The 18,029-nt window shown below is 61.2% G+C and carries 17 protein-coding genes; 9 read left to right on the top strand and 8 right to left on the bottom strand.

Translation table 11 applies throughout. The features are described from left to right. Position 1: 1 nt before the first annotated feature. The 3 genes from HOC_RS04285 to HOC_RS21030 form a co-directional block, all read right to left on the bottom strand. Positions 2 to 1,132 carry a PQQ-dependent sugar dehydrogenase gene (locus HOC_RS04285; RefSeq protein WP_035536074.1) on the bottom strand — a complete coding sequence of 377 codons (1,131 nt, stop codon included), beginning with the start codon at positions 1,130 to 1,132 and terminating at the stop codon, positions 2 to 4. Between the two features lie 145 nt (positions 1,133 to 1,277). Then, positions 1,278 to 3,167, bottom strand: a complete 1,890-nt coding sequence (locus HOC_RS04280; protein ID WP_051624512.1) for a TonB-dependent receptor domain-containing protein — start codon at positions 3,165 to 3,167, stop codon at positions 1,278 to 1,280. Next, positions 3,168 to 4,103, bottom strand: a complete 936-nt coding sequence (locus tag HOC_RS21030) for a TonB-dependent receptor (protein WP_051624511.1) — start codon at positions 4,101 to 4,103, stop codon at positions 3,168 to 3,170. 222 nt (positions 4,104 to 4,325) lie between these two features. On the opposite strand from HOC_RS21030, the gene queC reads away from it, so the two are divergent. Genes queC through HOC_RS04265 form a run of 3 tightly spaced genes read left to right on the top strand, consistent with a single transcriptional unit; the run spans position 4,326 to position 6,051 of the window. Then, entirely contained in the window at positions 4,326 to 5,033 is a 708-nt protein-coding gene (queC, locus tag HOC_RS04275) for a 7-cyano-7-deazaguanine synthase QueC (protein WP_035536073.1), read from the top strand. Next, positions 5,030 to 5,677 (top strand): 7-carboxy-7-deazaguanine synthase, encoded by a 648-nt coding sequence (gene queE, locus HOC_RS04270; protein ID WP_035536070.1) that lies wholly within the window; start codon positions 5,030 to 5,032, stop codon positions 5,675 to 5,677. Before queC ends, queE begins: the two co-directional genes overlap by 4 nt. Continuing rightward, the gene (locus HOC_RS04265; RefSeq protein WP_051624510.1) at positions 5,632 to 6,051 is read left to right on the top strand and encodes a 6-carboxytetrahydropterin synthase; all 420 of its coding nucleotides are present in this window, start codon (positions 5,632 to 5,634) and stop codon (positions 6,049 to 6,051) included. Before queE ends, HOC_RS04265 begins: the two co-directional genes overlap by 46 nt. An 18-nt stretch (positions 6,052 to 6,069) precedes the next feature. Here HOC_RS04265 and HOC_RS04260 read toward each other — a convergent pair whose 3' ends face one another. The 3 genes from HOC_RS04260 to HOC_RS04250 all read right to left on the bottom strand — a co-directional run bounded on the left by HOC_RS04260 (position 6,070) and on the right by HOC_RS04250 (position 7,736). Further along, positions 6,070 to 6,567: a hypothetical protein gene (locus HOC_RS04260; RefSeq protein ID WP_035536067.1), complete on the bottom strand. Its 498-nt coding sequence runs from the start codon at positions 6,565 to 6,567 to the stop codon at positions 6,070 to 6,072. A gap of 83 nt (positions 6,568 to 6,650) precedes the next feature. Continuing rightward, a complete protein-coding gene (locus tag HOC_RS04255; protein ID WP_035536065.1) occupies positions 6,651 to 6,962 on the bottom strand; it encodes a cupin domain-containing protein in 312 nt (103 codons plus the stop codon). A 78-nt stretch (positions 6,963 to 7,040) separates the two neighbouring features. Then, positions 7,041 to 7,736, bottom strand: coding sequence for a pirin family protein (locus tag HOC_RS04250; protein WP_035536063.1), 696 nt, complete (start codon positions 7,734 to 7,736; stop codon positions 7,041 to 7,043). Positions 7,737 to 7,876: 140 nt separating this feature from the next. Here HOC_RS04250 and HOC_RS04245 point away from each other — a divergent pair, with 140 nt between their 5' ends. From HOC_RS04245 to HOC_RS04225, 5 genes are all read left to right on the top strand, one after another. After that, the gene (locus HOC_RS04245) at positions 7,877 to 8,776 is read left to right on the top strand and encodes a histone deacetylase family protein (protein ID WP_035536247.1); all 900 of its coding nucleotides are present in this window, start codon (positions 7,877 to 7,879) and stop codon (positions 8,774 to 8,776) included. Between the two features lie 711 nt (positions 8,777 to 9,487). After that, entirely contained in the window at positions 9,488 to 10,246 is a 759-nt protein-coding gene (locus HOC_RS04240; protein WP_035536062.1) for a hypothetical protein, read from the top strand. A gap of 54 nt (positions 10,247 to 10,300) precedes the next feature. Further along, entirely contained in the window at positions 10,301 to 12,139 is a 1,839-nt protein-coding gene (gene recQ / locus HOC_RS04235) for a DNA helicase RecQ (RefSeq protein WP_035536061.1), read from the top strand. Between the two features lie 249 nt (positions 12,140 to 12,388). Next, entirely contained in the window at positions 12,389 to 12,991 is a 603-nt protein-coding gene (locus tag HOC_RS04230) for an ATP-dependent Clp protease proteolytic subunit (protein ID WP_035536246.1), read from the top strand. A 174-nt stretch (positions 12,992 to 13,165) separates the two neighbouring features. Then, positions 13,166 to 14,791, top strand: coding sequence for an ATP-binding protein (locus HOC_RS04225; RefSeq protein ID WP_035536060.1), 1,626 nt, complete (start codon positions 13,166 to 13,168; stop codon positions 14,789 to 14,791). 40 nt (positions 14,792 to 14,831) lie between these two features. Here HOC_RS04225 and HOC_RS04220 read toward each other — a convergent pair whose 3' ends face one another. Both HOC_RS04220 and HOC_RS04215 read right to left on the bottom strand, forming a co-directional pair. Continuing rightward, a complete protein-coding gene (locus HOC_RS04220; RefSeq protein ID WP_162174802.1) occupies positions 14,832 to 15,890 on the bottom strand; it encodes an AI-2E family transporter in 1,059 nt (352 codons plus the stop codon). After that, positions 15,887 to 16,060, bottom strand: a complete 174-nt coding sequence (locus tag HOC_RS04215; RefSeq protein ID WP_156950372.1) for a DUF1328 family protein — start codon at positions 16,058 to 16,060, stop codon at positions 15,887 to 15,889. The genes HOC_RS04220 and HOC_RS04215 overlap by 4 nt, the downstream gene beginning before the upstream one ends. Before the next feature lie 216 nt (positions 16,061 to 16,276). Between HOC_RS04215 and HOC_RS04210 the strand changes: the two genes are divergently transcribed. Further along, the gene (locus HOC_RS04210) at positions 16,277 to 18,016 is read left to right on the top strand and encodes a tetratricopeptide repeat protein (RefSeq protein ID WP_035536058.1); all 1,740 of its coding nucleotides are present in this window, start codon (positions 16,277 to 16,279) and stop codon (positions 18,014 to 18,016) included. Positions 18,017 to 18,029 lie beyond the last annotated feature (13 nt).

Below are 18,029 nucleotides of genomic sequence, written 5' to 3'. Positions count from 1 at the left end.
GCTATTCCGCCAGATCCACGCGGAAGATGCCGTCCATGTCCTTGGTGGCCACGTAGAGGTGGCCGTCCGGCCCCTGGATCACGTCGCGGATCGCGTATTCGTCAACCAGCAGGTCTTCCTTGCCGGCGACCTTGCCGTCTTCCATGTCGATGCGCACCAGTTTCAGGCCTGCCGGGCCGTTCATGCCGCCAGTGAAAATGTCGCCCTTCCAGCCCGGATAGACATCGCTGGTCAGCTTGGTGAGGCCTGATGGCGCAATGGATGGCACCCAATAAGTCAGCGGCTGTTCCATGCCTTCGGCCTCGGTCTGGTCGGTGATGATTGTGCCGTCATAGTCGACGCCATAGGTGATTTTGGGCCAGCCATAATTGGCGCCCTTCTTGATGATGTTGAACTCGTCGCCGCCCTTCGGCCCGTGCTCGGTCTCGTAGAGCGTGTCTGTCTCGGCGTCATAGTAGAGGCCCTGCTCATTGCGGTGGCCATAGGACCAGACCGCCGGATTGCCGACCGCGCCATCGGCGAAGGGATTGTCGGCGGGGATGCTGCCATCCTTGTTGATACGGATGATCGAGCCATGCGTAATTTTCGGGTCCTGCGCCTGCTCCATGTATTTGAAGCCCTCGCCCAGCGTCGCATAGAGCGTGCCGTCACTGGCGAACTGAAGGCGCGAGCCGAAATGGTAGGCCGTGTCGCGCCGGTCGGCCCAGAAGATTTCGGTCACGTCTTCCAGCGCGCTGCCATCATCGCTCAGGCGGCCATGAATGATTGCGGCGCCATTGGCCGCGTCATCGCCCTTGGAATAGGAAATGTAGACCTGCCGGTTGGTGGCAAAGTCCGGGTCCAGCGCAATGCCCAGATAGCCGGCCTGGCCTTCGATATAGGCAGGCGGCAGGCCGCTGACGGATGTCGGTGTGCCTTCGCCGCCGGCGACATATTTCAGGCCGCCTTCCTTTTCGGTGAACAGCAGGTCCCCATTCGGCAGGAAGGCCATGCCCCACGGGAATTCGGCCTCGGTAACGACCGGCGTGAGCTTCAGTTTGACATCGCTGCTGACGGTTGGCGTGTTTTCGGCGGCGCTGCCACAGGCGGCGAGCATGAGAGCAGCGGCGAGGCCTGCTGGGTAAAAGCGCATGATAACCCGTATCCTTGTTCTGAAATATGACAGGCAGGATAGTCTGCTGCGGCGCGCGGACCAAACAAAAAAAGGGGCAGCTCCTGCGAGCTGCCCCAGTTTGTGACGCGGCGGGTCTTGAGCCCGCCGCGCAGTTCGTGGCGTCTTACCAGGATTTACCGACCCGGATACCAAACTGGCGCGGCTCCAGAAGGAATACATTGGTGTAGAGACCCGACGATGCGTCTGTGAGGTATTGCGACGTTATCTGGTCATCCTCGAGAAGGTTCTTGACGTAGAGTTCCACTTCGAAACCGGCGCCTTCATTTGTGAACGTGAGGGACGCGTTCGCGTTCTGCCAGCTGTCGATCTTGTCGGCTTCAAGGTTGAAGATCCGCGAGTACATATCGGCCTGGTAGTAGAAGTCACCCCGCAGGATGGTGCTCCAGTTTTCACCCAGCTCCATTTCGTACTGTGCTCCCACCGAGAGGGTGGTTTCCGGCGCACGTGGCAAGAAATTGTCCGACACATCGGTCTGAATACCATTTGGTGCCAGAGCTGGTGTAAGGGCATCGGCCGTTGCTTGACCCAGGAAAGTCGCTAGCGTTGCGTTCAGCTGCGCCGGACTACAGATCAGAGCAGGCGTACCTGCCAAGGGCGTTCCAGCCGTCGCAGCGAGAAGTGCTCCCACACCAGCAGCGCTGGCGACACAGTTCTGTGTCGTGGCAGCATCCTTGACGATGAGCCAGTTCGGGTCGCCGCCTGTCTGGTCGTATGTGTCGAGCAAGCTTTGATCCTTGAGCTTAGCGCTCAGCAGACCGAGTGTTGTGTCGACCCGGAAATTGTTGGTCATCTGCCAGTAGAATTCTGCCTCGAAACCTGCGACCTTCGCGTCGACATTTTCGTTAATCGAAGAGCGGTTCACGATCGATGAGATTTGGTAGCCTTTATAGTCGTAATAGAAGGCCGCCAAGTTCATCTGGCCTGCGCCACCAAAGAGCGTGCTCTTGGTGCCGACCTCAAACGCGTTGATAAATTCCGGATCGAATGTATTTTTCACAGTGACAAGACCAGCCGATTGCGGCGGGTTGATGCCGCCACCCTTATAACCGCGTGAAACAAAGGCATAGAGCAACGTTTCATCGGTCGGACCAAAATCGCCCAACTGCCAGTCGAAACCAAAGCGGCCGGTGAGTTCTTGGAAGTCGGCTTTTTGAACCGGCCCGCCCTCAAATTCACCGTTGAGGCGGCCTCCGTCATCATAGGCACCGGCAGGGCCGGCTGGCTCAAGCAGAAGGCTGGGTGTGTTCTTCTGAGACTTTTGGTCATCCGTATAGCGAAGACCCAGGGTCCATTTGAAGTCATCGGTCATATTGTAATAGACTTCACCGAAGACTGCTTTGGCGTCCAGCTCATAAGGGCTATTGCTACGGAAGTAGGTCCGGTCGCCAGGCAAGCCTGTGGCGACACCAAGTGCTTCGGCCGTATTAAAAAACACGTTATAGTCAGCGTTCCCTTCGGCGTTCAGGCTAAGGGCACCAACTGTGAAGTTGAATGGGCCTTCATAGTCAGATTGAAGGCGGGCTTCGAAACTGGTCGTTATGAAAGCCTGGGCAGCACGGTCCGTTGCCAGCAGCGTGTCGGCCGGTACGCGCATACGTGAATCAAAAGGTAAGGGCTGGCCCGTCAGCGCCGTATAACCCAGGAAGTCACCATCACCATCGCCGTCGAGGTCGGGTGTCAGAGGAGTAATGTTGAATTTAACCGAACCGATGCCTTTGTTATAATCGTCGGTAAACTCCCGGCTGCTGTCATTGTAGGAGCCAAGCAGAGTCATGCTCAGGTCATTGTCGAAGTCATGCTGGAACTGGCCAGTGATCGTCTGCTGGCTGGAGACAAACTTAGGAACGAGGTTGGTTTCGAACTCCCGTAGGTTGGACGACGTTGTATTTCCGGCGTTGGAGTCCGTTCCGAACGCGTTGTAGAGCCCGAGATTGGCGGCAAGAACGCCGCCGAGCGTCCCGGCGGAATTAACGGTTCCAAATCCCGGGCGCACCTAGATCGGATTCCCATTTCCGTCACGTGCGTATCCGAGGCCGGATGTCTCGTACGGCGTACAACCCTGGTTGAACGGAAACGGACGTGTATCTTTTGTGCAGAGCTGCTTCGTCGAGCGGGTCCGTGTCGAATCCTCATCATATGTTTCGTACATGAGCCAGAAGCTGGAGTTGTCGCTGAAGTCGCCTCCAATCGTTGCACGCAGGGCACTCAGATCGCGTCCATCAACGTCCTGCTTAGAGCCGTCCGGCAGTATCGCATCAGAGAAACCGTCGCGCTTCAAAGTAAAGCCCGCGAGGCGTACGCCGAAATCATCACCGAAAGGAATGTTCACGTAGCCCGTAAGCTTCTGCATGTTGTATTCGCCATATGAACCCTGGAGGTTAGCAGAGAATTCATCATAAATTGGCTTTGCGGTCACAGCGTTCAGCACACCGCCCGTCGCGTTGCGGCCGTAGAGTGTGCCCTGCGGTCCCCGAAGGATCTCGACGCGTTCGACATCGAACAATTCTGTTTCAAGAATGTATGAACCGGAGGATGGGACGCCGTTGATGTGAGTGCCAACTGCATCATCGGAAGACGCGCCAACAGCCGCGTTTACGATACCACGAATCGAGATCGAACCGGCCGAGAAGTTACCTTGCGAAGATTGGAAGTTCGGGATGTTGAACTGGAGATCGGCACCGGTGTTGATGTTCAAACGATCCAGGTTTTCCGGATCAAATGCTGAAACCGCGATAGGAACATCCTGGATGCTTTCCGACCGTTTCTGGGTCGTCACAACCACGCGATCAAGCATACGCGGGTTCGATGCGTCGTCCACCGCCGACGGCGTGTCACCTTCTTGCGCAACTGCCTGTCCAGACAAAAGGACCATTGCCAGCGCCGAAGCGCCGGCAAACAAGACGGTTTTCGAGTCTTTTCTGCGAGTCATTCTTAATTTTCCTCCCCTCGGGCTCGTCGGGATGGCAAGCCACGATCTAACTGATTTTGATGAGCGTCCTCATTGGCGGGACCACTTCACCTATCATCAGAAATTGAGTGGGACCCCAATGTCAACATATTTGCATGGCCCCCATGCATTTGGTTTGGGGTAGGTGTCATTAATGTAACGCTGCCGCTTGGCCCCATTCCGACAGGCTGTTACAGGCGATCCATGACAGACAAGAACACATCCGCACTCGTGCTTTTCTCAGGGGGACAGGACTCGGCGACATGCCTTGCCGTTGCGTTAAGACGCTACGGAAGGGTCGAGACTTTGGGCTTCGATTACGGCCAGCGCCATCGCGTGGAACTGGAATGCCGGACGCGATTCATCGATTCGATTCGTGCGCAGTTTCCCGAATGGGGCGAGCGCCTCGGCGCCGACCACATGCTGGACGCGAGTGTCCTGAAGTCGCTCGGCGAAAGCGCGATGACCGACGACGTTGCCATCGAGATGACTGAGGCGGGCCTGCCGTCAACTTTCGTGCCAGGTCGCAACCTGCTTTTCTTCACGCTGGCGGGGGCTTTGGCCTATCGCCGGGGTATCGACGTCCTCGTCGGCGGCATGTGCGAAACGGACTATTCGGGCTATCCCGATTGCCGCGCCGCCACCCTCGCCGCGCAAGAGCAGACGCTCCAGCTCGGGCTCGATTCCACTGTCCGGATCGAGACACCGCTAATGTATGTCGACAAGGCAGGAACATGGGCCCTCGCCGAGGAGACAGGCGGTCAGGCGCTGGTCGATCTGATCACGGAAGAGACCCATACCTGCTACCTCGGTGACCGCACACGCCGGCATGAGTGGGGCTATGGCTGTGGCACGTGCCCGGCCTGCGAACTGCGCTCCAGTGGCTGGCAGCGCTGGAAGGCCGGCGCATGACCTGGACCGTCAAGGAAGCCTATTACACGCTGCAGGGCGAAGGCGCGCAAACCGGCCGCGCGGCCGTTTTCCTGCGCTTTGCCGGATGCAACTTGTGGTCGGGGCTGGAGCGCGACCGCGACAAGGCCGTCTGCCGTTTCTGCGACACCGACTTTGTCGGCACGAATGGCGTCAATGGCGGCAAGTTCCGCGCGGCGGAAGACCTGGCGACCCATGTGAAGGCGATCTGGGAAGCCGAGGCCGGCGAGGCTGGCCCGCGCTATGTTGTCTGCACGGGCGGCGAGCCACTGCTGCAGCTCGATGCGCCCCTGATTGCCGCTCTCAAGGCCGAAGGCTTCGAGATCGGCGTCGAGACAAACGGCACGATCGCGGCGCCCGAAGGCCTCGACTGGATCTGCGTCAGCCCGAAGGCCAATGCGCCTCTGGTGCAGACACGCGGCAGCGAGCTGAAACTGGTCTATCCGCAGGACGAAGCCGAAGCGCAGCCGGAACGGTTCTCGAAACTGGACTTTTCGCACTTTTTCCTGCAACCGAAGGACGACCCGGACCAGGCCCGAAATATTCAGGCCGCAACGACCTATTGTATGAAGAATCCCCAATGGCGACTGAGCTTGCAAACGCACAAACTGATCGGGCTTCCCTGAGCGTGGAAGGCCGTGTCTTCGAAATCTCCAAAGCGGTGACCTTCGAGGCGGCACACTACATGGGCGGCAAGCCCGAGGGCCATCCCTATCGCAATGTCCACGGGCATTCCTTCCGTCTGGAAGCCACGGTGGCCGGAACGGTGAAAGCCGGAGAGCAATGGGTCGAGGATTTCTCTCATCTCACAGCCACGCTGGAGGCCACGGCTGCGAAGCTGGACCACAAGCTGCTGAACGAGATTGAGGGCCTGGACGTGCCGACGCTTGAGCGCATATGCCTCTGGGCGGCGGCTGATCTGGCGCCGGGCCTGCCGGGCCTGACCCGCGTTGCGGTGGCCCGGCCAAGCCTCAATGAGCGCTGCGAACTGGTGCTTTAAACCGGCTCGCGCAAGCGATCAGGATTCCACTTCGTCAGCTGGCGCGCCTGCGAGTTGTTTCGCAAACTTGCGGGCAAAGCGGTCAGCCGAACGCTTGGCGTCCTGCCATGTGGCGATACCGGAATAGCGGATGTCGGTCTCGAACCAGTCATAGGTCATGGAGCCCATCTCGGTGCCGCTCGCATCGAACGCGGTCGCCGACAGTTTCATGCCGCCAATGCTGCGGGAAGCGCCGTAGTCAAGGCCGGGCTTGTCGCCGAGCTGTTTGAATGTCGGCTTGTTTGGTGTGGCTTTCTCGATGGTGACGCTGACGCGGTCGACATTCAGGCTGGCGGCCTTGAATTCGCGCTTCAGGTCTTCCTTGATCGAGTCGGCTAGATAGGTGCCTTCGCGGGCGCCATAATCATCCTGGAGCTTTTCCTGAAAGTCAGTCGAGTAACCAACATCGATTTCGGTCGCCAGTGCGGCAGGCGTTGCAAGCAGGGCGAAAGAGGCAGCAGCAAGTAGGTATTTCATGGGATCATTCTCCTGAATTGTCCTCATGATCAATGTAGCATGCGGCCGCATGTTCCTGAAGTCACGGGGCTGTGAGCGGCGCGTCAGACACTGCCTTCGCGTTCGACGACGAGTATGCGGGCTTCGCCTTGCGGATGGGCGACATGCTCGCACCCGATCCCGGCGAAGAAGACATCGCCCGTTGTTAGCGTGACGACTTTCTCCTCGCCGTCCTCGCGATAGTGCATGTCGACAATGCCATCGAGCACGGCGAACACTTCCTCGCCGTCATTGACGTGCCACTTGTAGGGCTGATCCGTCCAGTGAAGGCGCGTTGTGATGCCGCCCATGTTTGCGACATCCAGCGCGCCCCAGGCTTGCGGTGCGGTAAAGTCTTTGCTGCGGATGATTTTCAAGGTGGCGTCCCCCTGTCAGACCTGAGCCACGCGGGTCACATGGCTCAGGCTGGCTGGTAGGTGGGCCTGACGGAAAGGTCAAACCGTATCAACAAAGACGATCTCGGCATCCTCGACGCCTTCCAGCGTCAGGGTCTCGGCCCCCGTCACGGCAACGCCGTCGCGGGCTTTCAGCGTTTCGCCATTCAACGTCACCGAACCGGCGGCCAGAACGAGATAGCCGTGGCGACCTGCGGTCACCTCATAGGTCAGCTTTTCGCCCGTCTTCAGAGTGGCGCCCAGAATCTTGGCGTCCTGATTGATGACAAGGCTGTCCTTGTCGCCGTCTCCGGAGGCGAGCAGCGCCCAGTTGCCGGAGCGTTCGCCTTTCGGAAACTTGCGGGCGCCCCAACTGGGCTTGCCGCCAGCCGAGCGTGGCTGGATCCATATCTGGAACAGGGTCGTGGCTTCGTCTTCCTCGTTCCATTCCGCATGCTGCACACCGCTGCCGGCGCTCATCACCTGAACGTCACCGGCTTCGGTGCGGCCATGATTGCCCAGTGAGTCCTTGTGGGTGATCGCCCCTTTGCGGACATAGGTGATGATCTCCATGGACTGGTGGCCATGCGGCGGGAAGCCGGTATGCGGCTCGATCGTGTCATCGTTCCAGACGCGCAGGGCGCCTTCGCCCATGCGGCGCGGGTCGTGATAGCCCGAGAAGGAGAAGTGATAGTTTGCGTTCAGCCACTCATTCTTGAAGCGGCCCAGGTTTTCAAAGCGTCGAATGTCAATCATCGGTGTGCTCCATCCGTATAAGTGTTGGTGTTGAAAGCTATATGGCATGGCCTGAGTTCCCATGTAGGGCGGCGGCTGGATCACATTTATGCGTTTTGCGCATGACTGGACGCCGCCGCGAAATCCGCTACCTCATGCCCATGCTCCCGCTCGTTCATCATCCTGACTATGACGCCCGCACCGTGCCGGACGACCACCGCTTCCCCATGCGCAAATACGCGCTGGTGGCGGATATGCTCCGCGCGGCGGGTTACGAGTTCTTCGAGCCGCTGCTGGCGCCCGAGGCCTGGCTGCACCTTGCGCATGACCCGGCCTATGTCGGCGCCATTCTCGGCCAGACGCTGGACGCCAAAGCCGCCCGCAAGATCGGCTTCGAGATCACGCCCGCCATTGCCCGGCGCTCGCGCGCAGCCGTGGGCGGCACCTGCCTTGCCGCGCGGCTTGCGCTGGAACATGGCGCGGCGGTGAACCTCGCCGGGGGCAGCCACCATGCCGGGCCGGATGGCGGCGCGGGCTTTTGCGTGTTCAATGATGTGGCCGTGGGGGCCCTGCTGCTTTTGCAGGAAGGCGCCGTGCGCCGCGTTGCCGTGGTCGATTGCGATGTGCACCATGGTGACGGCACCGCGCTGATCCTGGGTGCCGAGCCACGCGCCTTCACCGCCTCGCTGCATTGCGAACAGAACTGGCCGCGCGAGAAGCCGCCCTCTGATCTTGATATCGGCCTGCCGAAGGGCACGGGCGATGCGGCCTATCTCGCGGCGCTGGAAACGCTCGTGGCTGAAGCGCTGGCCAGCCAGCCGGACCTTGTCTTCTACAATGCGGGGGTCGATCCCCATGCCGACGACCGGCTCGGTCTACTCAGCCTCAGCGACGCAGGCCTCGCCGCCCGCGACCGCTACGTGGCCGAGGCCTGCGCCTCACAGGCCGTCCCGCTCTGCGCTGTTCTCGGCGGCGGCTACAGTTCCGACGCCAGCGCCGTCGCGCGGCGGCATTGCGGCTTGGTGGCGAGCATTGATGCGATCGGCATGAGCGCTGAGTGACCGGCGGGCAGCAGGGTTATCCCGGTCAAGTCGCGCGTAAAGCCAGAGAAATGGGCTAATGAGAAGAACGCCGACCGCGCCCAGTACTGCCACAATGATGAGACCGATAGATACATGCATGATGGATTCGAGTGCGCTTCCAAGGATCTCATGCATTGTGCGTGGATGAGAGTGCGCGGATTGTACGATCATCAAGCTCGCCGGAAATACGATCACCAACAGAACGGCGACTGCGATCACCAAGAATTTTGTCGACCGCGAATGATCGCCTGAAGGTGCGAAGTTCACCTCGTTATACTCCGCCCAGCTCTTGATCGTGGTCTTGGCGTTTGCACCGACTTTCCCCCTCCGACCCCGTCGCCGCAAAAGCCTCTGAAGCGCAGCGCGCTCTTGGGTCGGTCTGTTTTGATCGGACGTTTCCATCACACCTCCATATCTGACATGGGGGCATTCAACCTTCCGTTCAATTCAAAATCGAATGTATGCTTTTCCCCATTGCGGATTTGACGTAGACTCTCATCTCCCATCGCTGCGCGATGGGCCCCTCCTCTCCCGCAAGCGGGAGAGGGGTTAGTGGCTCTTCCGGTCAAACCCCTCTCCCTCTGGGAGAGGAGGGACCCGCGACCGTTAGGGCGTGGGAGGTGAGGGAAAGCCCCTTGGCAACCGGCGGCATGCGGCCCTAGATCGCCGCGACGATCAGGCGGGACATCCATGGCAGGCGGCGAAGGCTTTGAAGGCGCGATCGTATTGGGCCATGCGACGCTGTCCGAAACACTGGCGGGTGTCGGTGATCTTGCGGCGCGGTTCGTGCGCTATCCCGGCAGTCAACAGGTCACGTTCTGGCTGCCGCAGGACGGCTATACGGGTTACAGTACCTTCCGCATTCTTGGCCCCGGCGGGGCTGTCATCGACGAGGCAGACGTCACGGCGCGCCTGAATGGCCGGGTCCAGATTCTCATTGATACGTTCCCCTGGCCGCCCGGCCCTTACCGTATCGAGATCCACCATACCGATGGCTGGTGCCATGTCCTGCCGCTCGAGAAGCTGGAAGCAGGCATCGCGCCGCCCCCTGAACCCCAGCCGGCGCCCGAGCCCTCGACGGGGCCCATCGTGTACCGCGACGGTTTTGGAAACAGCCTTCCGGACGAGGACCTTGAGCTGCGCGCGCGCGTGCTGGGGCGAATGGTTTCGCAGTTTGGTCGGCATCTTGAGTTCGACGGCAATGCCCGCGCCGGAACCATCATCTATTCAGACGGTGATATTCGTATCCCTTTCCCGCACGAGATGTGCGCCGGCCGGGTCCATATCAGCGTTGACCTGCCGACACCGCAGCGCTGGGAAAGCGTGACAGGGCGACCCATCGCCGAGCGCGACGCCATCATCGCCTTCGTTGCTGCGGAGACGCAGCGCCAGAAGGCCAGCAGCTGGGCCTACGAGATTTACGACGACCGGATCGACTTCGTCAGCTAGCCCTCCGCATTCCGCCTCTTGCTCCGACTCACGCGACCCGCCACAACACATTCCATGCCTCCCAGCCCTCAACTCGATGAAGCCCGTGCGATCCTGCAGCGCGTTTACGGCTTCAAGGCCTTTCGCGGCCTTCAGGAAGACGTGATCAGCGATGTGCTGGAAGGCCGCGACGCGCTCGCCGTGCTGCCGACCGGCGGCGGCAAGTCGCTCTGCTACCAGATCCCGGCGCTGATCCGGCCCGGTTGCGCCATTGTCGTGTCGCCTTTGATCGCGCTGATGTCGGACCAGGTCGACGCGCTGAAACAGGTCGGCGTGCGGGCCGAGCGGCTCGACAGCTCGATGGATTTCAACGCCCGCACCGAGGCGCTGAATGCCGCCCAGCGCGGCGAGATGGACCTGCTCTATGTCTCGCCCGAAGGCCTCGGCACCGGCCTCGCCCAGCGCCTTGCGGGCATGGATGTGTCGCTGATCGCGGTTGATGAAGCGCACTGCGTGAGCCAGTGGGGCCATGACTTCCGGCCCGACTATCGCGCCCTTGGCCGCCTGCGCGAACTCTTCCCCGGCGTGCCCCGCCTCGCCGTGACCGCCACCGCCGACACGCGCACGCGTGACGACATCCTCGCCCAGCTGCAACTGACCGATCCGGCCCTTCATGTGGCGAGCTTCGACCGCCCGAACCTGACGCTCTCGGCCGAGCCCAAGGGCGGCGGGCGCACGGCGCGCGTGGTCCAGCTGGTCAAGGCGCGCGGCGGTGTCTCCGGCATTGTCTACGCCGCCACGCGCAAGGGCACGGAAGACGTGGCCGAGGCGCTGGAACGGGCAGGCATTCCCGCACTCGCCTACCATGCAGGGCTCGACGCGGAGGTGCGCTCCGAGCGCCAGCGACGGTTCCTGCTGGAAGAAGGCTTGGTCATGTGCGCGACGGTCGCCTTCGGCATGGGCGTCGACAAGCCGGATGTGCGCTTCGTCATTCATGCCGATCCGCCAAAGACACTGGAAGCCTATTGGCAGGAAGTCGGCCGGGCAGGGCGCGACGGCGAACCGGCAGACGGCATTGCGCTTTACGGCCCGTCCGACATGGCACGTTCCCTCTCGTGGACGCATCAGGGCGATGCGCCGGAAGAGGTTAAACGCGTCCAGCTGACCAAGACGCGGCAGCTGTTCGCCTTCTTAAATGGTGATGAATGCCGGCGCGGCGCGGTGCGGCGCTATTTCGGCGAGGAGAAGGTTGAGCCCTGCGGCGTCTGCGATGTCTGCACGGCCGAGCCGGGGCAGGCGCATGATGCGACCCGCTGGGCCCAGATGGCGGTCTCGGCGGTCATCCGCTGTGGTCAGAAAGTGGGCCGGGGACGGCTCGTCCTGCACCTGATGGGCACCACGAAAGATGGCTTCGACGAGCAGCTCTCCACCCAGTCCACGTTCGGCGTCGGCAAGGACCTGCCCAAGGCGGGCTGGGACCGCGTGTTCGATGCGCTCCTGTTCGACGGGATGCTGGCCGAAGGCGGCGACCTGATGCGGCCCTCCATCATCGTGCCCGATGGCGAGGCGGCCCGCGCCCTGTTCCGGGGCGAGCGGACGCTGATGCTGCGCGAGGATGTCGCTGCGGCCCGCAAGAAACCCGCGAAGGGTCGCTCAGTGGCCTCAGCTGCCGCCGTGGCCGACCTGTCAGGACGCGACCAGGACCTGTTCGATGCCCTGCGGACGTGGCGGACCGATACGGCCAAGGCGCGCGGCGTGCCGCCTTACGTCATCTTCCACGACCGTACCCTCGCCGAAATCGCCCGCGAACGCCCGGCTTCTTCCGATGCCCTGCGCCAGATCAGCGGCGTCGGCGAGAAAAAGGCCCAACGCTACGCCGAAGATGTGGCAAGGATCATTGCGGAAGCGGCGTGAGATGAGCTTATCCTCCCCCGCTTGCGGGGGAGGTGGCCCCAAAGGGGTCGGAGGGGGCATTCCCGCACACGAATCCCCCATCGACCTTCAGCCCTGACGGGCCGAAGCCCACTTCCCCCACAAGCGGGGGAAGATGAAGGACACGAGCAAAAACAGCGTTTTCCACGGGTTTAACCTCTCCAGCCTTGACCCGGGCGCCGTGGCGCCTCACCTATGGTGCCAATCGAATATCCCTCTGCCGGAGATGACATGTCCCCTTATTCACGCCTTGATGACGAAGAAGCCGAAAGCCCGCCAATGGGCGAGCCGAATGCGTTCCTTGAAGAAGCCCTCTTCAAGGCCCGCACCATCCTGCTGACCGGCGGGATCGACTTCAAACAGGCCAAGCGCGTCTGCGAACGCCTGCTGGCGCTGTCTTCGGAGAGCGACAAGCCGATCCTGCTCGTCATTTCCTCGCCCGGCGGCCACGTCGAGAGCGGCGACATGATCCATGACATGATCAAGTTTGTCGGCGCACCGGTGAAAATCCTCGGGACTGGCTGGGTCGCTTCGGCTGGCGCGCTGATCTATTCGGCCGCGCAGAAAGAGAACCGCTACGCCCTGAAGAACACCCGCTTCCTGCTTCATGAACCCCGCGGCGGCGTTGGCGGCCAGGCGACGGACGTGGAAATCCAGGCGCGCGAGATCATCAAGATGCGCGAACGCCTGAACCAGATTTTCGCTGAAGCCACAGGCAAAAGCCTCGACCAGATCAAGAAGGACACAGATCGTGACTTCTGGATGAGCGCCGAGGAAGCCGTGGAATATGGCCTCGTGAACAAGATCGTCACCCATCGCGGCGAGATCAAATAGGCAGCGAACGGGCTGAAACGCCCCTTCTGCAGACCTGAAGAACGCCCGGGCCATTGGTCCGGGCGTTCCTGCATTCGGCGTCCGGTTTACTTTCCGTTAGGGATACGTTTGCGGCGCGTAAACGATTTTGGCGGAAAGTCCCATCCTTAACGGGGAAGGGATGCGTCTTAACCAATGCCGGTGCGTATAGAGGATATTGCGGTCGCCATCCGTCCCATCAACGCCGAGACGTCCGCCTCGGCGGCGCTTGGTCTCTTCCTCTCCGATTCTGCCCTTTTTGCCTTGCCCATCGTGGTCAATGGCGCCGCGCTTGGCCACGTCACGCGTGGGCGCCTGACCGAAATCATGGCCGGGCCCGGCGGCCGCGAAATCTATGCTGCGCGCTGCATCACCAATTTCATGACGCCCAATCCGGTCATGGTGGAGACAGGCACATCCGTTGCCCTGATCGCCAAGCTGGCCGCTGACGGGAATACGTCTGCCCTGACCGACGGCGTGATCGTCATCCATGAGGGGCGCTATAGCGGCCTGGTCAGTCCCCGGGCCATCCTCTCGGCCGTGGCGCAGGAAAATGCCCAGCGTGCGCAAGCCATGCAAGGGGCCAGAAAGCGCCTTGCCGAGGCCCGGACCAGTGCGCGGGACGTCGCCCGTGACAAGGCGCATTTCCTGGCTTTCCTCAGCCATGAAATCCGCACGCCGCTGACCGGCATTCTGGGCGTCGCCGACATATTGCAGGACAGCGTGTCCGGCGCTGAACCGCGCCGCCTCGCCCGCACGATCAGCGAGAGCGGCAATCATCTCGACCGCCTGCTGGGCGACCTGTTGGACCTGTCGCGCCTTGAGGCGGGCAAGCTGCCCATCAACCCATTGCCGTTCGACCTGCACGAGTTTGCCGCCGAAGCGCGCGACCTCTGGCAGTCGCGCATTGCCGGCAAGCGGCTGGACCTGCGCATTCAGGTGGAGTCCACCAGCGTGATGCGGATCGAGGCCGATGCCATGCGCATTCGCCAGATCCTGTTCAATCTGATGAGTAATGCGCTGAAATTCACCGAGCAGGGCCATGTCAGCGTCGTGCTCGCGACGGACGAGACGGCAGGTAAGCTGTCGCTGCGCATGGCCGTGTCCGACACGGGCTGCGGCATCTCCGACAGCGACAAGGCCCGTATGTTCAACGCGTTCGAGCAGGCGAACGCGACGACGGCCCAGACGCATGGCGGTTCGGGCCTCGGCCTCTCCATCGCCAAGGGGCTGACGGCACGCCTCGGCGGTAAGATCGCGCTGGCGGACAATCCGGGCGGCGGCACGGTGTTCACCGTCACCCTGCCTGTGCTGCGCGCCGGGCCGCGCCTCGCCGCGCAGGCGCCGAACAAGCCGCGTAGGCGCAGCCTGACGCTGGGCCATATCCTGATCGCGGAAGACCATGATGTCAGTACGCTTGTCATGTCGCGGGCCCTGACCGCGGCCGGGTGGAAGGTCGACACTGTTGCCAATGGCGAAGCGGCGATCGCCAATGCCATGGCCGCGCGCTACCAGGCGATCCTGACCGACATTCACATGCCGGGCGTCAATGGCGAAATGGTTGTCCGGGCGCTGCGCTGCTCCGACGGGCCGAACCAGCTGACCCCGATCCTGGCTGTTACCGCTGACCTCAGCGCCGAGCGCCGTGCCGCCTGCGAAGCGGTCGGCTTTACCGCGCTCATCGAAAAGCCCATCCGGCCCCGCGCGCTGGTGGCAACGCTCGCTGACGTGCTGATGGCGGACGAAGACACCGGCTGGGAACTGGGCGCGAAGCGGGCGTGATGTTGACGTGCTGGGCTGACTGAGCCGGGCTGTCCTGGCGCTAATCGCCCGGGATCGAAGCATCCTTGCCAAGTGTGTCCTGCACGTAAAGCTTCGTTATCCACACGGTGACGACAATCAGGATCGGCGTAGCGAGAAGCACACCAAGAGGTCCGAAGAGCATCCCGAAGGCAAGTATGGCCACGAGATTCAGGGCGGGTGGAATGGAGGCCGCCTTTTTCTGAATGATCGGGTAGATCAGATTGGCCTCAAGCTGTGAAATGACGAGATAGGCCGCCGCAGTGTACAGGGCGGTCATTGGACCAATTGTGAAAGCCAGCAATATGCCGGGAATGGCCGCTATCAGCGGACCGACCGTAGGCACGAATTGCGAAAAGCCCGCCAGCAATGCAAGCCCGATGAACGCCGGAATACCCAAAGCCCACAGCGCGATGGCCAGAAGAACGGTGATTATCATCATGTCGACCGTTATGCCCAATAACCACTTTTTCAGTGCGAGCGCTGAATAGTCGAGTGCTGCACCCACCTTTTCATCGGGCCCCTTGGGAATGAGGAGAAGCGCGCCACGGCGATAGACAGACGCGGAGCTCGTAAGAAATGCCGCAGTAAAGAATACAAGCAGCGCCGTTGTCATTCCTGACGCTGCGGGTAGGGCAAAGCCACCGGCGCTTGAGATCATGTCAATCGCAGATCCGCCACTATCGCCTGACGTAAGATGCTGAATTTCGGAGACAATAGCAGCGCCAACAGGATTGCCCTGCAACGTTTCCTTTGCCTGCTCCCACGCCTGCGGGAGACGCTCAAATACGCCGGATAGCTCGGCGCTGAGTTGAGCGCCGAAAAGCCACAGAATACCGGTGAGGATCGCAACAATCAGGAGCGCGCCCACGCCCAATGCTGCGGGTCGGGGAAGTGGCGCGACCTTCATCAAGGCATCCGCGACGCCGTGCACTGCAATTGCCAGCAACACCGCTGCAAAGCCAAGCAGGACGGCGTCTCTCACCACCCACAGGAACAGCGCCAGCGCGATCAGAAGAATCGTCAATAACAGCCGCGCCGTGAAGCCCCATAAAGTTGATGGGTCTCTGCCGCCGCTCACGTGATTTTCTTGTATACGGTAAGCCCTAGAACCAGCAGTACAACAAAGATGATCAATGCCACGGCGAACAGAAACATGGCGATATTTGCCGCCGCGCCAGCGAGTCCGCTAAACCCAAGAATACCGGCCACTGCTGCGATCAGCAGAAATACGAGCGCTAATTTAATCATGGTAATGTCCCTGTTGTGTGAGCTGCCTCAGAAAAGCCAACGGGACGCCAAGGCTATTGTTCCCTGCAGGCATGGCCTGCAGGGGAAAGGGGCATTCCAAGATGTGTTGCATTATTGCATCACACTCCCTCGGGCAGACCCGCGCAAATCCAGAAAATTCTGGCCTTGAGACACACGTTGGTTAGCTTTTTCTCCTGAGATTCAGGGGAGGGCAGCATGGCCAACGATAATCAATCCACGGGACATTTCTGGTCGCGTTTTGCCTGGACCGTGGGCGTCCTTTCAGCGGTTCTCGGGATCTATGTCTTCGTCAATGACGAAATCCGCGGCCGGCTCTTTCCCGACCAGAACGCCGCGACCCGCGCCGATGTGAAGGAGCAGCTCCAGCTCAGCGAGGAGCGGATCGCGATGATCGTTCAGGCCTCCATCACGTCCGCCATGGCGGGCGCCGATGCCCGCGGCGAGAATGTGTCTGCCGATCAACAGGACAATTACGAGGCCGCGCTCACATCCCTGCTGGCGTCTGAAGACCCGACGCTGACTGATGCGCGTTTCCTGGCGGTTTCCGGGCAGGCCGAAGCGGCCGCCGAAAAGTTGGTTACCACGGCTGAAACCTCCGGCGCGAGCGAAGCGATCCCGGCGCAGGGCCGCGCCGACCTGCTGCGCAATGCTGGCGATATCCTCGTGCCCTCCGACCCGGCCAAGGCGCTGGCGGCCTATCAGAAGGCGCTGGAACTCGACCCGGACAATCCGGTCCTGCAGACGCGGGTGAAGAAACTGAAGGCCGAAACGGCCGAGAAGAATGCGGTAAAGGCCATTCCCGGAGCGAAGTTTGAGCTGTCCGGCCTGCAATTCGAATTCCTGGGGTGTGAAAACCCCGATGCGCCAAAATGCGTCCTGTCAGTCATGAATACGACGCCCGATACCGTGAAGTTCTGGATCGGGTCATCCTCGGCCATCAATGAGCAGGGCCGGTGGCTGGACGACAAGGGACGTAATATCGTCGCCTCTTCTCACTATACGTGGGACATCCCCTCGCTTGAGGCCTCGCAGATCGAGGTGACCTATAATCGCCCCGCCAACATCTTCCAGTTGGTCCGTTTCGAACTGCATGTGAACACTGTCGAATTCAACAAGGAATTCCGGGACATTGCCATTCGCGGCGGACGGCAGGTGGATGTGCGGGCCATGCGCCCGGTGGATCCGGATCATCCCGAATACGCGTATGAAGTTGATAACGTGGCGGTGCATTTCCTCGGCTGCGCCAACCCTGACGCGCCGATCTGCCGGTTCGACCTGATGAATACCGGCACCAGCGACCGAAAAATCTCGACCTATGGCGGACTGGCCTTCAACAGCCAGAGTCTGCAGCGAAAAGCGGCCCAATCGGTCCTCAGCCTGAGCGGCAAGTCGGAGGGGGAGCTGCCGCCGGGAATCGTTACGAGTTGGGACGTGACCTTCCGGTCGCCGGCTGAATTCTTCCAGGCCTTCTGGCCGGAGCTCAATGTCGAATACGAGGCCTATCCGAAGGCGTTCACGAACCTCAATCTCGGTGATGCGGAACCACCTGCTATCAAGACCGCGCGGCGCGACCAAGCCTATCAGCCCGGTGGTCTTTTGACGCTCAGCGGACTGGAATTCGTTTTCCTCGGTTGCGCCAACCCGGACAATCCGACCTGCACGTTCGACGTGCATAATACAACGGACGCGACGGTGCAGTTCAGGCTGGATCGGGCAACCGCAACGGATGACGCCGGGACCGAGAAGAGGGCCGCTTCGCGCGTCATCGAAATGACGGGCGACCAGGACGCCGACATTCCCGCTGGCGTAACGACCAGTTTCGAAGTCGCCTTTCGTTCCGCCATGCCGCGTATCAGCGAACTTGTCGTACCGGTAGCCATCGGAGATGACCGACACGACATCCAGTATGCCGACATCGCCCTGCAGGCGAATTGATCCCTACGCGATG

This window comes from Hyphomonas oceanitis SCH89 (assembly GCF_000685295.1).
Lineage (GTDB): Bacteria > Pseudomonadota > Alphaproteobacteria > Caulobacterales > Hyphomonadaceae > Hyphomonas > Hyphomonas oceanitis.
This window is presented reverse-complemented; position numbering and strand designations above follow the sequence as displayed.

Coding starts and splice junctions, on each gene's coding strand:
- HOC_RS04285 (WP_035536074.1), bottom strand. CDS start 1,132: ATGCGCTTTTACCCAGCAGGCCTCGCCGCTGCTCTCATGCTCGCCGCC.
- queC (WP_035536073.1), top strand. CDS start 4,326: ATGACAGACAAGAACACATCCGCACTCGTGCTTTTCTCAGGGGGACAG.
- HOC_RS04260 (WP_035536067.1), bottom strand. CDS start 6,567: ATGAAATACCTACTTGCTGCTGCCTCTTTCGCCCTGCTTGCAACGCCT.
- recQ (WP_035536061.1), top strand. CDS start 10,301: ATGCCTCCCAGCCCTCAACTCGATGAAGCCCGTGCGATCCTGCAGCGC.
- HOC_RS04225 (WP_035536060.1), top strand. CDS start 13,166: ATGCCGGTGCGTATAGAGGATATTGCGGTCGCCATCCGTCCCATCAAC.
- HOC_RS04215 (WP_156950372.1), bottom strand. CDS start 16,060: ATGATTAAATTAGCGCTCGTATTTCTGCTGATCGCAGCAGTGGCCGGT.
- HOC_RS04230 (WP_035536246.1), top strand. CDS start 12,389: ATGTCCCCTTATTCACGCCTTGATGACGAAGAAGCCGAAAGCCCGCCA.
- HOC_RS04240 (WP_035536062.1), top strand. CDS start 9,488: ATGGCAGGCGGCGAAGGCTTTGAAGGCGCGATCGTATTGGGCCATGCG.
- HOC_RS21030 (WP_051624511.1), bottom strand. CDS start 4,103: ATGACTCGCAGAAAAGACTCGAAAACCGTCTTGTTTGCCGGCGCTTCG.
- HOC_RS04265 (WP_051624510.1), top strand. CDS start 5,632: ATGGCGACTGAGCTTGCAAACGCACAAACTGATCGGGCTTCCCTGAGC.
- HOC_RS04245 (WP_035536247.1), top strand. CDS start 7,877: ATGCTCCCGCTCGTTCATCATCCTGACTATGACGCCCGCACCGTGCCG.
- HOC_RS04250 (WP_035536063.1), bottom strand. CDS start 7,736: ATGATTGACATTCGACGCTTTGAAAACCTGGGCCGCTTCAAGAATGAG.
- queE (WP_035536070.1), top strand. CDS start 5,030: ATGACCTGGACCGTCAAGGAAGCCTATTACACGCTGCAGGGCGAAGGC.
- HOC_RS04210 (WP_035536058.1), top strand. CDS start 16,277: ATGGCCAACGATAATCAATCCACGGGACATTTCTGGTCGCGTTTTGCC.